Source organism: Amycolatopsis halotolerans, from assembly GCF_042647905.1.
In the GTDB taxonomy this organism is placed as follows: Bacteria; Actinomycetota; Actinomycetes; order Mycobacteriales; family Pseudonocardiaceae; genus Amycolatopsis; species Amycolatopsis halotolerans.
The window spans coordinates 49065-61899 of the sequence record NZ_JBHRWI010000025.1 but is presented as its reverse complement, the minus strand read 5'-3'; the positions used below and the strand labels follow the sequence as shown (position 1 = coordinate 61899).

The window sequence follows — 12835 nt, the reverse complement described above, 5'->3', positions numbered from 1 at the left end:
TCTGCGCGCCGCGCTCGCCGAGTACGTCCGGCGCTGCAACGGTCGACGGCCGCATCGGTCCCGCGAGCTTCCCCCCCCCCACCGCGGCCGACCTGTCCGGTGGCGAACCTCGACTCTCAGCGGATCAAGCGAGAGCGGCTTCTCGGAGGCCTGATCAACGAGTACGAACGGGCGGCGTAGAGCTACTGGTCAGGGTCGGTCACTGACTTTTGGAACCCCACAGGAAGATTTCGTCAGACTGGACTTTGCCGGACCACCCCCGCTCGCGCGGCGAAGACCTTTCGTGACCTGTGGTTTACGCTGTGTCGGGCCGGTCGCCTCGACCTTGAAGTAATCCATGCCCCGCGCGTACTCAGGTGCGCGCTCGGCCGGCGAGCGAGGCGACGGTACCTTGCTCTGTTCAGGAAGCCCTTCTGCCGCTTGAGATCTAGTTCTCTTTGCCGGTCAGACCGGCTTGTTGTGGAAGCCAGTCGGGGCGCGGCGGCCGCGTCCCGACTGGCTTGTGCGGCGCAGTCCAGCGCGGGTGCGAGCTTATGTCCCGGGCTGGACGGCAGCCAGGCCGAGCATGCGGCGCGCCGTTGTCACGTCCATGACCCTGTCGCCGAGGGATTCGATGATCTTGACGGCTCGTTCTACGAGCTGTTCGTTGGTCGCGAGCACTCCACGGGCGAGATAGAGGTTGTCTTCGAGTCCGACTCGCACGTGTCCGCCAAGGAGCACGGCGAGGCCGGCGATGTGCAGCTGCCGTGCACCCACGCCGAACGCGAACCAGACGGAGTCTGCTGGAAGAATGCTTCGCATCGCCAGCAGGCCTTCAGGCGTCGCGGGGGCGCCGTAACGGACCCCGAGGCACAGTTGGAAGATCGTTGGCGACGGCAGCAACCCCTTGGCGATCAGGCTCTTGGCGAGTTCGATGTGACCCAGGTCGAATACTTCGACCTCCGGCGCCACGCCGGCTTCTCGCAGTTGCCGGGCCATTTGTTCGAGCCATGACGGAGTCGTCGCGTAGACCGCGTCGCCGAAGTTGACCGATCCGCAGTCGAAGCTGCCGATGTCCGGGCGGAGCTCGAGGATATGCTCGATGCGTTCCGTCGGGCTGACGAAGTCCATCTCGGCGGGGAACTCCAGGGGACTGTCCGGCGGTCCGAACAGCATCTCCCCTCCCATGCCGCCAGTCAGGTTGACGATCAGGGAGTCATCGACCTCTCGAATCCGTTCGAGGACTTCACGGTAGAGTTCGCGACGCCGGGACGGCTCGCCGGTGTCCGGTTCGCGGACGTGCGCATGGACTGCCGCGGCTCCGGCTTTGGCGGCGCGCAGCGCGTCCTCGGCGATCTGCTTCGGAGTGACGGGGACGCTGGGGTTCTTCTTGTGCCCGTCGCCGCTGCCGGTCAAAGCGCAGGTGATCATGACTTCTCGACTCATCGTCAACCTTTCCGTCGTGAGTCTTGCCGGGTAGTCCAACCGAGGATTTCGCGGATAAGCGCGGTTCGGTCGTCAGAGTATTTCAGCTTATTCTTTCGTCGATCCCATTGTGCTCAGAATTGCCAGTGGGAGAATTGCGACGAATTCGGCCAGCGTAATGATGCGCGGGCGGGGTCGAAGCGATGCGCGACTGTCGTCTGTTCCCGGGCGCGCGGCGAAGCGGTTACTCCGCCATCGAGGTCCGCAACCAGGTTCTGCTCGAGGCTGAAGTCTTCGTCGGCGATCCCATAGGTTTCTTCTTCAAGAGACTTATGCAGGAAGGCGCGCTGGTGCCGCGCCATTTGTGTCGGCAATCGACGGATTGTCCGCACTGCCGTTGTGGCCTGATTGCCGGAGCGCGGCCCGGGCATCGCAGATCATCTTATGGCGACCCGCGCTGTTTTTCACAGGTGCTCCTCTCCGGTCGAGACGGGTATGCGGTACGCGTCGAGTTGACGGCGGACATGGTCGGGCACAGGAGCCGGTCGGCCATGTTCGTCGACATAGACAGATACCGATGTCGCTTCCATGGCCGGTGCGCCGTCGGCGGCGAGAATTTCAGTGGTCGTTATGCTGGATCTCCCCACGCGAACGCAGGCCAGGGATCCTCTTACTTCCGTTACGTCTAGCGGTATGGCGGTGATGAATGTGAGGTTGGCTGATGCGAGCACTGTCGAGTCCCTGCGAATGCCAGCCTGGATGAAGAAACTATCGCGAAGGTGCTCGAGGTAGGTCAGGTAGACGGCATTATTGGCGTGGCGGTTGGCATCGAAGTCGGTCCATCGTGTCGGAATATTGCGGACGAACGGTTCCGGCATCAGGTCACGACTCCGAGGGTAGTGCGCTTTGGTGCCTTCGCCGATTGATCGAGTGCACCGCTGTGGTCTGTCGCGCCGCTGGCCCGCCTCCACCTGGCGACGCGAATGACCTGGTCGTTGTTGCCGTCGTCGCCAAGCGCCATCGAAGCGGGAGCGCAGACGTGCCGCACGATGTTCGGGGCGTCGATCTGAAGTCCGAAGTCGACGGCGGCGCGGGTGACGACGTCGAGCAGTCCGGCTTCGGCCACCTGCCGAAGTGCGCGCCGGGCGCCGTGTTCGGTTCGATCGTCCGGCCGTCTCCGTATGTACGTCGGCGCACGGCTGTTCGCGGATCGGCACCTGGCGGGCAGCAGCCCGGACGTGCATCGAGGCATCGAGTGACCTGGTCCTTTTCGTGGGCCGCGTGATCTTGCCGAGCGCGCCGGTCAGCGGGTGTGCTGCCATTGCGGCACCCGCAGGCCGTGCATTGTGTCGTAGGCAGCCCGTACGGGCTGCTGCCATCCGCGGAGCAGGTCATGACTGGGTTGGTAGACCTCGACGCCGATCGGGTGGCAGACATCCAAGGGATCACGCGCGTCCGGTCCCCACATCGGCACCGACAGGTCGCCGCCTGGGCAGGTGGACAGCGCACAGAGCAGATCGAGTTCCGCGAAGAATTCGAAGAAGTCCCCGGGCCGCGCAGGGCACGCTTTCATGAAGTATCGGTCTTCATCGGTGAGGCCGGTGCATTGAAAGACGTTCAGGACGTCGTGGACGTCGAACTCGGTGAGACCGTAGGGCAGCACCGCTCGGACCAGGTTCGAATGGCAGTGGAAGTCGAAATTCTCACCGGTGAGCATTCGGTTGACATAGGGGTCGCACCGCGTGCCGAGCAGGTCGTGCACCCGTCCGCCGTCACCGTCGACTCCGTAGCCGGAAAGGGTGTCGTGCGTGACGGTAACGAGCGGGCGGAGGAACGGCAAGGTCGACCACAGCCGATCGAAGGTGCTCACATGCGCACGCTGCAGTTGCCGGGTACGCGCTGCCCACATGCGCTCACGCGGGTCATGCGCGTTCCACACGTTCAAGTCGGCGACCTGTGGTCCGTCAATGGTCACCAGGCGGCAGATGTGTCCCTGCGGCACTTTCCAGGCCCGGCCCGACCGGATCGGTATCTCGAACGAGTCGACCAGCTTGTGCTGATCGTGAGTCGCCGCCAGCCGTCGGTAAAAGGCGCGATCCACCTCAAGCGCACTTCCGGCGGTCGGTCGGTACGCCGCTTCCACGGTGCCCATTTACTGTCCTCCCGCGGGTGCGTTGGCCCGGCGTCGTCGTACTGGTCGCCGCTGGTTCATTTCGTTTGCCCGGACCACATCGACCACTCCGCGCTCGGAATCGTCGAGATACTGCCGAGTCAGCGCGGCCGCCCCGGCACGGTGGCCGCTCCGGATCAGGCCGCAGATTTCTCGATCGCGCGGAACCCATGGCGTCTGCCACTGTGCCTCGTCCTTCATGACGGCGAACGCCAACCGCAGTTGAGCGAGGACGCCACTGAAGAACTGGTCGATGCTGACGCTGCCGAACATGCCCACTATCGCCTGATGAAAACGCAGGCTCGCCGTGCCCACGTGGTTCCAGGCTTCTTGCGACACCGCGCTCTCGGCGGCGTAAACAGTCGCTTCGAGAGCTTCGAACGCCTCTGCGGGCGCTGCCGAACTGTTCTCGATGGCACCAAGTTCCAATGCCCGCCGGACACGGTAGATCTCATGCACGTCGTCGGCGGTCAGCGTTTTGACCGCCGCGCTCTTGTGCATCGGGTACACAATCAGTCCCTCGTGCTCCAGTCGTCGCAGTGCGCCCCGCAGGGTGTGGCGGGCAACCGCGAACTCCGCGGACAACCGGCTGTCGCGCAACTGAGTGCCGGGCGGCAGGTGTCCCTCGAGTATCCGGTCGCGCAGTGCCCTGGCGATCCGCTCGTCGGCGGGTGCCGAAGCAGCCTGATCGAAGATCTCACTGTCCTCTGTCACGAGCCAAAGTTAGCTCAGATCGTTCCACAATGCAACGGCTTTGGCTGTCAGTCAGGGCAAAACATGGATTCTACCAGGGGTTTCGTCTGCCATCATCCGCGTTGTTGACTAATATTGTTCCACGATCTAGTGTCTCGTGAGCGCAGCAGGTCGTTGCTGATCAAGGCACGCCGCGCCGGAACGCGGGAGAGTCGCACGGAGCGCGGCCAGCGTATGAGAAGGCCCGCCGTGCGCGGTGCCCGCCGGCCGGAGCCTCATCGCGCACGAGCGACCTCCGCGAGTCCCGACACGCCAAGGAAGGCAGTTCTGATGAGCGATACGGCAGTCGATGGCCGAACTCGGCGAGGGGCCACGCCTCAGATGCGGCGCACAATCGCGGGTGCGTGCGCCGGCACGATCATCGAATGGTTCGACTACGGCTCGTACGCCTACGTCGCCGGGACGATCGCGGTGGTGTTCTTCGCCGGCGGTGATCCCGCCTTGGCGGTGATCCAGAGTTGGGGCCTTTTCGCCCTGTCATTTCTCATTCGTCCGTTGGGCGGGCTGTTCTGGGGATATGTGGGCGACCGCATCGGCCGTGCGCGCACTCTGAGTATTACGATCATCGGCACTGGCCTGACCACTACTGTCATCGGCCTGCTTCCCGTGTACTCGGTGGTCGGCTTCTGGGCGCCGATCTTGCTGCTCGTGACTAGGCTCTGCCAAGGTTTCTGCGCCTCAGGCGAATACGCGGGCGCGGCGGTTCTCGTGGGAGAACACGCGCCGCCCGGGCGGCGCGCTCGGTACGTCAGCTTCATCGCCATCGGAAACTCCGCGGGTTTTATGCTTGCGTCGATTTCGGTCACCGTCTTGCAGGCCGTGCTGGACACCGCAGCGATGCAGTCGTGGGGCTGGCGCGTTCCGTTCCTGCTCAGCGCACCGCTGACGCTCGTGGGCTGGTACATTCGCCGAAAGATCGACGAAACGCCGGCCTTTGTGGAAGTGCGGAACGGTGCAGCCCAAAGCGCGCCTCCTTTGCTCGCAGGCTTCTCGGCACACTGGAAAACCTTTTTACGACTGTTGTTCGTCATGGGAATCAATGCCGGAGCTTACTATCTCGTGCTGGCCTACATGGCCAGTTATCTTCAGGAAGAAGTTCAACTGAGCGCCTTTCAGTCCAATCTGATCGTCACCATTGCCTTGCTTGTTTACCTGCCCACCCTCTACTTTCTCGCCCGGCTGTCCGATCGTATTGGGCGCAAGCCGGTCCTGATCGCTAATACCCTGCTGTTCTTGGTGTTCAGTTTCCCCTCGTTCCTGGTGCTCGACCATGGCGGGTTTGCCGTCGCGCTGGTCGTCCAGATCCTGATGACCAGCATGTTCGCCTTCAGTGACTCCACCTTCGCCACCTTCTTCGTCGAATCATTCCCGGTTAACGTGCGTTTTACCGGTTTTGCGAGCCTCTTCAACTTCGGAGTAGCGATATTCGCGGGCACCACTCCTCTTCTTTCCAGCTGGCTCATCGGCCGAACGGGCGTCGCCGCCTCTCCGGCATTCATCGTGATGGTGTTGGCTGCGGCCTGCCTGATCGCACTGCTGCTCTCGCCCGAAACGGCCCCCGGGAAAAAGGTGCGATGACTTGCCCTCCCTGCGAAACGAGATCATCCTGGACCGGGCCCCACGGCTATCGCGGCGTGGCTGGCTTGACGCGTCGAGGGAGCATCGTCGGCGGACTGGTCATTGCCAGCAGTCGGGCCATAGCAGGACTCGCCTGGCGTCTCGCGGGTATCGCTGGCCAAAGGCCAGGGCGCAGTCTCTGATTCTGAGTCCGATGGTTCGCGACGGTTCGTTCAGTAAAAGTATTCCCGTACGGCGCGACAGGGTCGAACTGGATCCGAGCGACTGGCTGTCGCTCACCTTCGAAAGGGCTTAGTCTATGACTGAAGGTCACGTCGGATCGCGACCGTCGGGCGCCGGCCGCTCAGGGGAAATTCCGTTGCCTCGGCCCCTGTCACACATTCGCGTTCTCGATTTCGGGCAGTATTTTGCCGGACCTCTCGTCGGCATGATGCTGGCGGACTTGGGTGCGGAGGTCATCCGCATCGACCCCCCTGGCGGTCCCAGGTTGCATTCACCTGCTACCGATATGCTGTCGCGCGGCAAGTCGTCTTTGACCCTCGACCTCAAGTCCTCGGATGGCTTGGCGACGGCCCTTGAGCTGGTGCGTCGTGCTGATATCACGATCGAGAATTTCCGTCCTGGTGTCATGAAACGGCTCGGATTGGGGCCGGACGAACTGCGCGCGGCGAATCCCGGGATCATCAGTCTGTCGCTGCCTGGTTTTGCTTCGACTGATCCCGGTCTGGCGCCTGTCGCGGCATGGGAAGCGGTGATCGCTGCACGGACCGGGCAGTTCAGTGACATGGGCCTGAACCGCCGCCTCATGGGAATCAACCCCAGCTTCACACCGCTTCCGCTGGCTTCCGCGTATGGTGCGACCTTCGGGGCAATGGCGACGCTGTTCGCGCTCGGCGCCCGGGATCGAAACGGCGGGGATCACATCGAGGTTCCGCTGGCGTCGGCGCTGCTCGAAGGTCTTGTCTACAACTGCGAGCAGATTGAAGACTATCCAAAACGCTACAGTTCCGCGCGCGAGATAGAACTTGACCGGCGTGAAGCGGAAAGACTCCCTTGTGATCTCCCATTTTCGGAATTAGAGAGATATTTAGATCCATTCTACCGGACATACGAGTGTGCGGACGGACGCGGGTTCTTCGTCGGCGCAGCCGGTGTCTCGGGGCATCCCCAGCGAGCGCTTCGGGCGCTGGGGCTCGAGGAGCTCGCGCGGAGCCTTCCCGACTTCGACGCCTACCTCGACCAAAAAGATTGGCCGGCCGAGTGGAGCATGCGAAACTCTCCGGTGGGGGAGCGTGACCGAGAACGTCTTGCCGGGGTGATGAAGGCTGCCTTCCTCGGGCGTCCAGCTCGCGAATGGGAGGAAATCTTCGGGGCGGCGAAGGTGCCCGGAACCCTGCAACGATCTACCAGGGAATGGCTTTCGGACCCCCACGCGCTGGCCTCCGGCCTCGTCTTGAGAGTCTCCGATCCACGCCGCGGCGATATGCGGCAAATGGGAAACGTCGCTTGGCTGGCCGATGATTCCGCGGCGGAAAAAAAGCGCCCTGGGCCCACCCTCGACGATGCGTCGTCAAGGCTCCCCGCGATCCTCGCGGAGGCACCGCGCACGCTCCGCGGCGGCGCGGAATCCTCGGGATGGCTCGAGGGGTTGCGGGTGGTCGATCTGACGAATGTCGTCGCCGGTCCGACCATCGGATCGACGGTGGCGCGTTTCGGCGCGGACGTCGTGTCAGTGCAGCCGGTGGAGCCGTCGCTCGACCCATGGGGTGCGGTGACGCTTGGCGTGCACGCTCATCGCGGCAAGAGGAGCGCTCTGCTGAATCTCAAGACTCACGCGGGACGCGAAGCGCTCGAAAAACTGATTGTCGGGGCTGACGCGGTCACGATGAACTGCACAGACTCGCAGCGTGAGGAACTCGGTCTTTCGATCGAACGTCTCCGCACGCTGAACCCGACAGTCATCCTCGTTCAAGTCGATGCGTTCGGCGGTCCACGGCGTGGCCCCAAATCCGATCATCTCGGGTACGACGACTTGGCCCAGGCGGCGACGGGCGTCATGGTTCGGTTCGGCGGAGGCCTGGCGACCCCGGAGGAGCATGCTCATATGGGCACGATCGACGTGATCGCGGGTCTGAGCGCCTGTGTTGCTTTAGGGGCGGCGTTGGAACGCCGAAGGAGAACCGGGCAGGGCGGCGTCGCGCGTACTTCGCTGGCCGCCGCGGGAAACCTGATCCAGGCACCGTTCATGTTTGACTATCCGGGCCGCGCTCCATTTTCTGAGCCAGCCGGGCGTGAAACGCGCGGGCAGGGGCCCTTTTATCACTGCTATCAGGCCCTGGACGACTGGATGTTTTTTGCCGCGCCGGAAGAGCGGCGAGTCGCACTCAGGGCAGTCCCTGATTTGGCGGACCTCGCGCAGGAAACCGAGGAGAACCTGGGCGCCGCGTTGGCGGCGCGCTTCGCGACACGCGACGTCGCCTACTGGGAAAAGTCCTTAGCGGGCACCTCTTCGGCAGTTATCCGCATCGGCTCGCTGCGCGCCACGCGCGCCGCCGCGCTGGTGGCCGAGAGCGAAGGTGAGATCGACCTCGCCCAGGCTACGTTCCGCGTTGTCCGTCACGACCGCCATCCGATGGGCCGGTGGATCGATCTTGTCGCGCCGAATGCGGTACGGCCCGAACGGGGTCGTGTCTTCATCCCGGGAGACGCACCGAAATATGGTGCGCAAACCCGTGAGGTATTGCGCGGTATTGGATACGCAGAGGAGCGCGTCAACGCAATGCTCGCCAAGGGGGAAGCGGGTGATAGTTGGTCTGAGAATTATTTGCCGGAGTGAATTGAGCAGCAAGTTCGGACTGTGCGTTCGGTCTGCGGACGAGAGTCGTCGAGGCCGTGTGCAGTTGTGGTCAGCGGGATCATGTGCTTGCTCGGGAGCAGGCGCGGGCGGGTGAAAGGGAAGACCATGGTAAAGAAGCTGGAGAAACGAGTTGCTATCGTCACCGGTGCGGCCGGGGCGCTGGGTCGGGCCACTACGGCCGAGTTACGCGAATCCGGCGTCGACGTCGTGGGCGTGGATGTCGTAGGCGGGGATTGCGAGCAATTCGACATAGCGAGCAAGGAAGGGTGTGCGGCGATGGTCGCCCGCACCCTGGAGATGCACGGACAGCTCGACATTTTGGTCCTGAACGCCGGGGTGCAGCACGCGTCGCCTATTGAATCATTCGATGACGTCCAGTGGCAGCGGGTTCTTGACGTGTGCCTCAATGGCCCATTCTACGCCATCAAGGCCGCGTGGCCGGCGCTCACCGGTACGCCGGGCGGTCGCATTGTCGCCACGGCCTCCACGTTGAGCTTCCGCGCTGAGGCCAACAAAGCGGCATACAACGCTGCCAAGCACGGCTTGCTCGGGCTCATCAAGACCGCGGCCGTCGAGGGTGGTCAACTTGGTTTGACTGCGAATGCCGTGGCTCCGGGGTGGATGATGACCCCGTTGGTGGAGAAGCAACTCGCCGATCAAATGCGGCTGCGAGAGGCCTCTCGGGACGAGGTTCTTGCGGCGTTCCTCGAGGAGCAACCCGTGAAACGCTTTGTCGAGACGACAGAAGTGGCGGCAACCATATCGTTTCTGGCTTCGCCCGCGGCGTCAGCTATCAATGGGGTTTGCGTGCCGGTGGATCTGGGTGCGCTGGCGTGACGGTGCGCCGACCTGCCTCTGCTGCGGCGCGGCGTTGCTGACCTGAAGCAGAAGGCGCGCTTCGACAGGAACGCTCACCGGTCGGCGCACGTAACGGAGGTTGGAACGCCGCGACCGCCGTTGGACGGACCACTCCCGCTCGCGCGGGGAGAACTTTGTGGCGCTGCGAGCTAGTGATCACGATCTATATCGGCGGTATGCCCGCAGAAGGTGGCTTGGAGCTTGTCGAATCACTTGACGCAGTCCGGGAGCAGGCGGCTCGCGCGGAAATGATCGAAGCGCTCAAGCGCGGACAAGTTTCTTCGTGCTTGCCAGTTGTGCGCGGGATCATCGCGCGATCCTGCCACCCCGGGCGTTTACCGTTGGAATGTGCAGTTGATCGCCGACTCAACCGCCGATGCGCCACCGCACGTCCTTCCGAGGCTTCAGCCCGCCTGTGCTGCGCTGGCGAATTTCGGTCAACGCCTGGATGATCTCTGCTGGTCGCTGAAAAACTGCATCCGGGTCGAGATAGTACTCGCGGATGCGACTGTCCAGGGTCGTCACCTTCGCCAGCGCTTCACGTGCCTCGTGGGCGCGCAGGTTGTGGCTCTCGATTGCGCCTAGGGCCAGTCGCCGGGCGAGTTCTTCCCTGTCGGACTGCTCGAACCCGTCCGGCAGATTCACCCGGGTGGACCGTGTCTGGTTGGCCTCCGCGACAGCCACGGCAGCAATCGCAGCATTCACCAGCTCCTCGGCCGAAGACCGCCGTTTCGTGCGCACGTTCACCCAGTACGTCACCATCGCACCGAGAAAGACCGAGACCAGGGGAACGACCGCACCAACGGCAGTGGAAGTCATATCTACATCCTGGCCGTCCGGCGCTAAGCGTTCAGGGACTGCTTCAGCAGCCGATGAACCTTGTGCTCTTGCCGCTCCGGCAGATCGGTAGGAAACGATCGCCCCGTCGAGCATCATCGTCCGGCCCGCGTACATTGCCGCGCTCGGCTTCGCTCCCTCGTCGACCGGACAACCAAGGGCCAGCCGTTCCGCCGACACGAAGACCCGGCCCCTCCGGACTGGCAATCCGCGACCCGCGCGAGCAGTGCGGGGATGCGCAACTGGCTGCACGGAGGTCGAGTTCCCCGCCTCTGGAGCCCCCTCTCGCCATGCCCCGCTTGGCAGGCTGGGTTTCGTGACGGTCGATCTGCTGCCTTGCCTGCTAGCCGCCTCGTTCGCCGCGAACCTGCTCGCCTTGCTCTCCGAAATAACCGGTTTCGGCGGCGGAGTTCTGGTGCAGGCCGGTGTCTCGCCGCGCTGTTCGGTCTGCGTGCTGTTGTCCCGGTGCCGACCGGGGCTCAGCCGACTTTTCGTTTGCGACCGCTGCGCGCGTCGGCGGGCTGCACTTGGCCCAGTGTCGATCTGGAGACAGTCGTGGACGGACTGAAGGATGCGGAATTCGTTGCTGCGGAAGCCGGGCTGCTCGACGACGCCTTCCAGCTTGCTCAGGCTCGCGGTGCAGTCCGCCGCCTTGCCAGGCAACCGCACGCCGATCGCTGAACTCTCGTCGTGTCAGGAAACTCCCGGTTCGGGACCCGTGCGTCGGCACCGGTTCGCGCGGACGCCGAGCCACCAGAGTGCACCGTGGACCGACGTAGTCCCGGGACGGTCGATCTTCGTCGGTCGCATGGCCCGTGACGAGCATTCAACGAAGCGTTCGGCCGGTCGAGCGCGGTTGTCCGCGGTTCGTCGGGCAGGCGTGTTTTTCCCGGCATGTGGTGTTCAGGCGCGGGCGGCGTCGATGAGTGCTTTGCCTGCGTAGTCGCCGGGGCGATGGGTGGGACCGGGCAGCACGAAGTAGTAGCCGCCCCCGAAGGGCAGGATGTATTTGTCGAGGGCCTGTCCATTCAGCCGGCGTTGGACCGTGGCGAATCCGCGTTCGAGGTCCTGCTGGAAGCAGATGAAGATCAGTCCTTCGTCGCGCGGGTTCTCTGCGTTGCGTCGGTATGAGTAGCCGCGGCGGAGGATCCGGTTCTGGTCCGTTTCCGGTCGTCGGGGGTTGGCGCGGCGGATGTGGGCGTCGAGCGCGATGGTCTGCCCGGTCGGGTCGCTGGAGTAGTCGAATGGTGTCGTCTCGCCGAGGCGTCCCAGCGGGGAGCCGTCTCTTTTCGTCCGTCCGATGACTGTCTCTTGGCGCGCGACGGATTCCGCGTCCCACAACGACGGCGCGAAGCGGATCAGCCGGACGACTTGGTAGGTGCCGCCCGCGGTCCACGCTGGTTCGTCGCTGCCCGGCTGGACCCAGACGAGCTGGTCCATCAGCTTCGGATCGTTGACGTCGGGGTTTCCCGCGCCCTCGCGGAATCCGAACAGGTCCCTTGTGGACGGTCTGCCGTCTTTGGTCGCCGAGTTCTCGTCGCGGAATCCGCCAATGCTCCATCTCGGCCGCAGCCAGCGGCTGGTCGCTCCCGCCAGCCGCTGGCTGACGCGTTCGGCTTCCCCCGATTCCGCAGCGCAGACTTGCACCAGGATGTCGCCGTGACACTGACGAGCGTCCAGCACATCGTTCGGGAAAGCAGGCATCGTTCCCAGCCGGCGTGGCCGCAGCGCCTGAAATCCGAACCTGCCGTCGAACAGCGACGCACCGACGGCCACGGTGACTTCGCTGCCTGCGATCGCCTCGTCAAGGCTTCGAAAGGTGGCTTCCACGCTCGCACGGTCGGTCGCCGCGAAGTCGAGCGACGACATCACGACCGACTTCGGCGGCGGGGTCACCACTCCGGTCTGTGAGCGCTCCGCCAACTCCGGCACGTCGTTCCCCGATGCCGGGGCGGCCGAACACGAAGCAGCCATCGACGCCGCCAGTATCGAGCCGAAAAGCGCCCTGCGCGGCAGCTCCGCGCTCCGGACCGGCAAGCAGTCGCTATCGGCCACAGCCGCTCCGCTCTGTCCACGACGACCAGGCCACCGGCCCTTGCGCTCTCTGCCGCAAAGACGCGCGAGCAGCGGCATCGTCTCGCGATCCGGCCGGTTCCCGCACTGCCAACCTTTTCCGCAATCCGTATCGCTCGATTTTGACGTGCACGAAATCTCTTCTCGATCCGATTCGTTGAAAACAATGCCGAACTGATCTCCGCGCATGGCACGGTGGCGTCCCCAAGTCCTCAGCCCGCTTGCGGCGGAGTAATGCTGCGGGGCACGCCGGCTCGAGGACAGTCCGGCGTGGGGCTGTCGTTTCCTGCCTCGGAGCCTCGCTT

13 protein-coding genes are annotated in these 12835 nt (G+C 64.0%); 5 read left to right on the top strand and 8 right to left on the bottom strand.

The genetic code is table 11. The annotated features are described in order from the left end of the window. Nucleotides 1-531: 531 nt before the first annotated feature. The 6 genes from ACFORO_RS21645 to ACFORO_RS21620 form a co-directional block, all read right to left on the bottom strand. Nucleotides 532-1425 (bottom strand): BKACE family enzyme, encoded by an 894-nt coding sequence (locus tag ACFORO_RS21645; RefSeq protein ID WP_377876472.1) that lies wholly within the window; start codon nucleotides 1423-1425, stop codon nucleotides 532-534. Nucleotides 1426-1538: 113 nt separating this feature from the next. Next, entirely contained in the window at nucleotides 1539-1835 is a 297-nt protein-coding gene (locus ACFORO_RS21640; RefSeq protein WP_377876471.1) for a hypothetical protein, read from the bottom strand. A gap of 33 nt (nucleotides 1836-1868) precedes the next feature. Next, nucleotides 1869-2282, bottom strand: coding sequence for an acyl-CoA thioesterase (locus tag ACFORO_RS21635; RefSeq protein WP_377876470.1), 414 nt, complete (start codon nucleotides 2280-2282; stop codon nucleotides 1869-1871). After that, nucleotides 2282-2530, bottom strand: a complete 249-nt coding sequence (locus tag ACFORO_RS21630; protein ID WP_377876469.1) for a hypothetical protein — start codon at nucleotides 2528-2530, stop codon at nucleotides 2282-2284. Before ACFORO_RS21630 ends, ACFORO_RS21635 begins: the two co-directional genes overlap by 1 nt. A gap of 177 nt (nucleotides 2531-2707) precedes the next feature. Continuing rightward, nucleotides 2708-3556: an urea carboxylase-associated family protein gene (locus ACFORO_RS21625; protein WP_377876468.1), complete on the bottom strand. Its 849-nt coding sequence runs from the start codon at nucleotides 3554-3556 to the stop codon at nucleotides 2708-2710. Further along, the gene (locus tag ACFORO_RS21620) at nucleotides 3557-4288 is read right to left on the bottom strand and encodes a GntR family transcriptional regulator (RefSeq protein WP_377876467.1); all 732 of its coding nucleotides are present in this window, start codon (nucleotides 4286-4288) and stop codon (nucleotides 3557-3559) included. 360 nt (nucleotides 4289-4648) lie between these two features. Here ACFORO_RS21620 and ACFORO_RS21615 point away from each other — a divergent pair, with 360 nt between their 5' ends. From ACFORO_RS21615 to ACFORO_RS21605, 3 genes are all read left to right on the top strand, one after another. Beyond that, a complete protein-coding gene (locus ACFORO_RS21615; protein ID WP_377896619.1) occupies nucleotides 4649-5905 on the top strand; it encodes an MFS transporter in 1257 nt (418 codons plus the stop codon). A gap of 298 nt (nucleotides 5906-6203) precedes the next feature. After that, nucleotides 6204-8741, top strand: a complete 2538-nt coding sequence (locus tag ACFORO_RS21610; RefSeq protein WP_377876463.1) for a CoA transferase — start codon at nucleotides 6204-6206, stop codon at nucleotides 8739-8741. Between the two features lie 111 nt (nucleotides 8742-8852). After that, nucleotides 8853-9599: an SDR family NAD(P)-dependent oxidoreductase gene (locus ACFORO_RS21605; protein ID WP_377876461.1), complete on the top strand. Its 747-nt coding sequence runs from the start codon at nucleotides 8853-8855 to the stop codon at nucleotides 9597-9599. A 387-nt stretch (nucleotides 9600-9986) separates the two neighbouring features. On the opposite strand, the gene ACFORO_RS21600 is transcribed toward ACFORO_RS21605, so the two are convergent. Then, nucleotides 9987-10637: a hypothetical protein gene (locus ACFORO_RS21600; protein ID WP_377876459.1), complete on the bottom strand. Its 651-nt coding sequence runs from the start codon at nucleotides 10635-10637 to the stop codon at nucleotides 9987-9989. Nucleotides 10638-11012: 375 nt separating this feature from the next. Between ACFORO_RS21600 and ACFORO_RS21595 the strand changes: the two genes are divergently transcribed. After that, nucleotides 11013-11138 (top strand): hypothetical protein, encoded by a 126-nt coding sequence (locus ACFORO_RS21595; RefSeq protein WP_377876458.1) that lies wholly within the window; start codon nucleotides 11013-11015, stop codon nucleotides 11136-11138. Nucleotides 11139-11360: 222 nt separating this feature from the next. On the opposite strand, the gene ACFORO_RS21590 is transcribed toward ACFORO_RS21595, so the two are convergent. Next, nucleotides 11361-12326 (bottom strand): Dyp-type peroxidase, encoded by a 966-nt coding sequence (locus tag ACFORO_RS21590; RefSeq protein WP_377876473.1) that lies wholly within the window; start codon nucleotides 12324-12326, stop codon nucleotides 11361-11363. Between ACFORO_RS21590 and ACFORO_RS21585 the strand changes: the two genes are divergently transcribed. After that, nucleotides 12277-12708 (top strand): hypothetical protein, encoded by a 432-nt coding sequence (locus tag ACFORO_RS21585; RefSeq protein WP_377876474.1) that lies wholly within the window; start codon nucleotides 12277-12279, stop codon nucleotides 12706-12708. The two genes, ACFORO_RS21590 and ACFORO_RS21585, sit on opposite strands and share 50 nt — an antisense overlap. Nucleotides 12709-12835 lie beyond the last annotated feature (127 nt).

What these genes read in the sequence shown, in the direction of transcription:
- ACFORO_RS21645 (WP_377876472.1), bottom strand. Translation starts at nt 1,425, where the DNA reads ATGAGTCGAGAAGTCATGATCACCTGCGCTTTGACCGGCAGCGGCGAC.
- ACFORO_RS21640 (WP_377876471.1), bottom strand. Translation starts at nt 1,835, where the DNA reads ATGCCCGGGCCGCGCTCCGGCAATCAGGCCACAACGGCAGTGCGGACA.
- ACFORO_RS21635 (WP_377876470.1), bottom strand. Translation starts at nt 2,282, where the DNA reads ATGCCGGAACCGTTCGTCCGCAATATTCCGACACGATGGACCGACTTC.
- ACFORO_RS21625 (WP_377876468.1), bottom strand. Translation starts at nt 3,556, where the DNA reads ATGGGCACCGTGGAAGCGGCGTACCGACCGACCGCCGGAAGTGCGCTT.
- ACFORO_RS21615 (WP_377896619.1), top strand. Translation starts at nt 4,649, where the DNA reads ATGCGGCGCACAATCGCGGGTGCGTGCGCCGGCACGATCATCGAATGG.
- ACFORO_RS21610 (WP_377876463.1), top strand. Translation starts at nt 6,204, where the DNA reads ATGACTGAAGGTCACGTCGGATCGCGACCGTCGGGCGCCGGCCGCTCA.
- ACFORO_RS21590 (WP_377876473.1), bottom strand. Translation starts at nt 12,326, where the DNA reads ATGTCGTCGCTCGACTTCGCGGCGACCGACCGTGCGAGCGTGGAAGCC.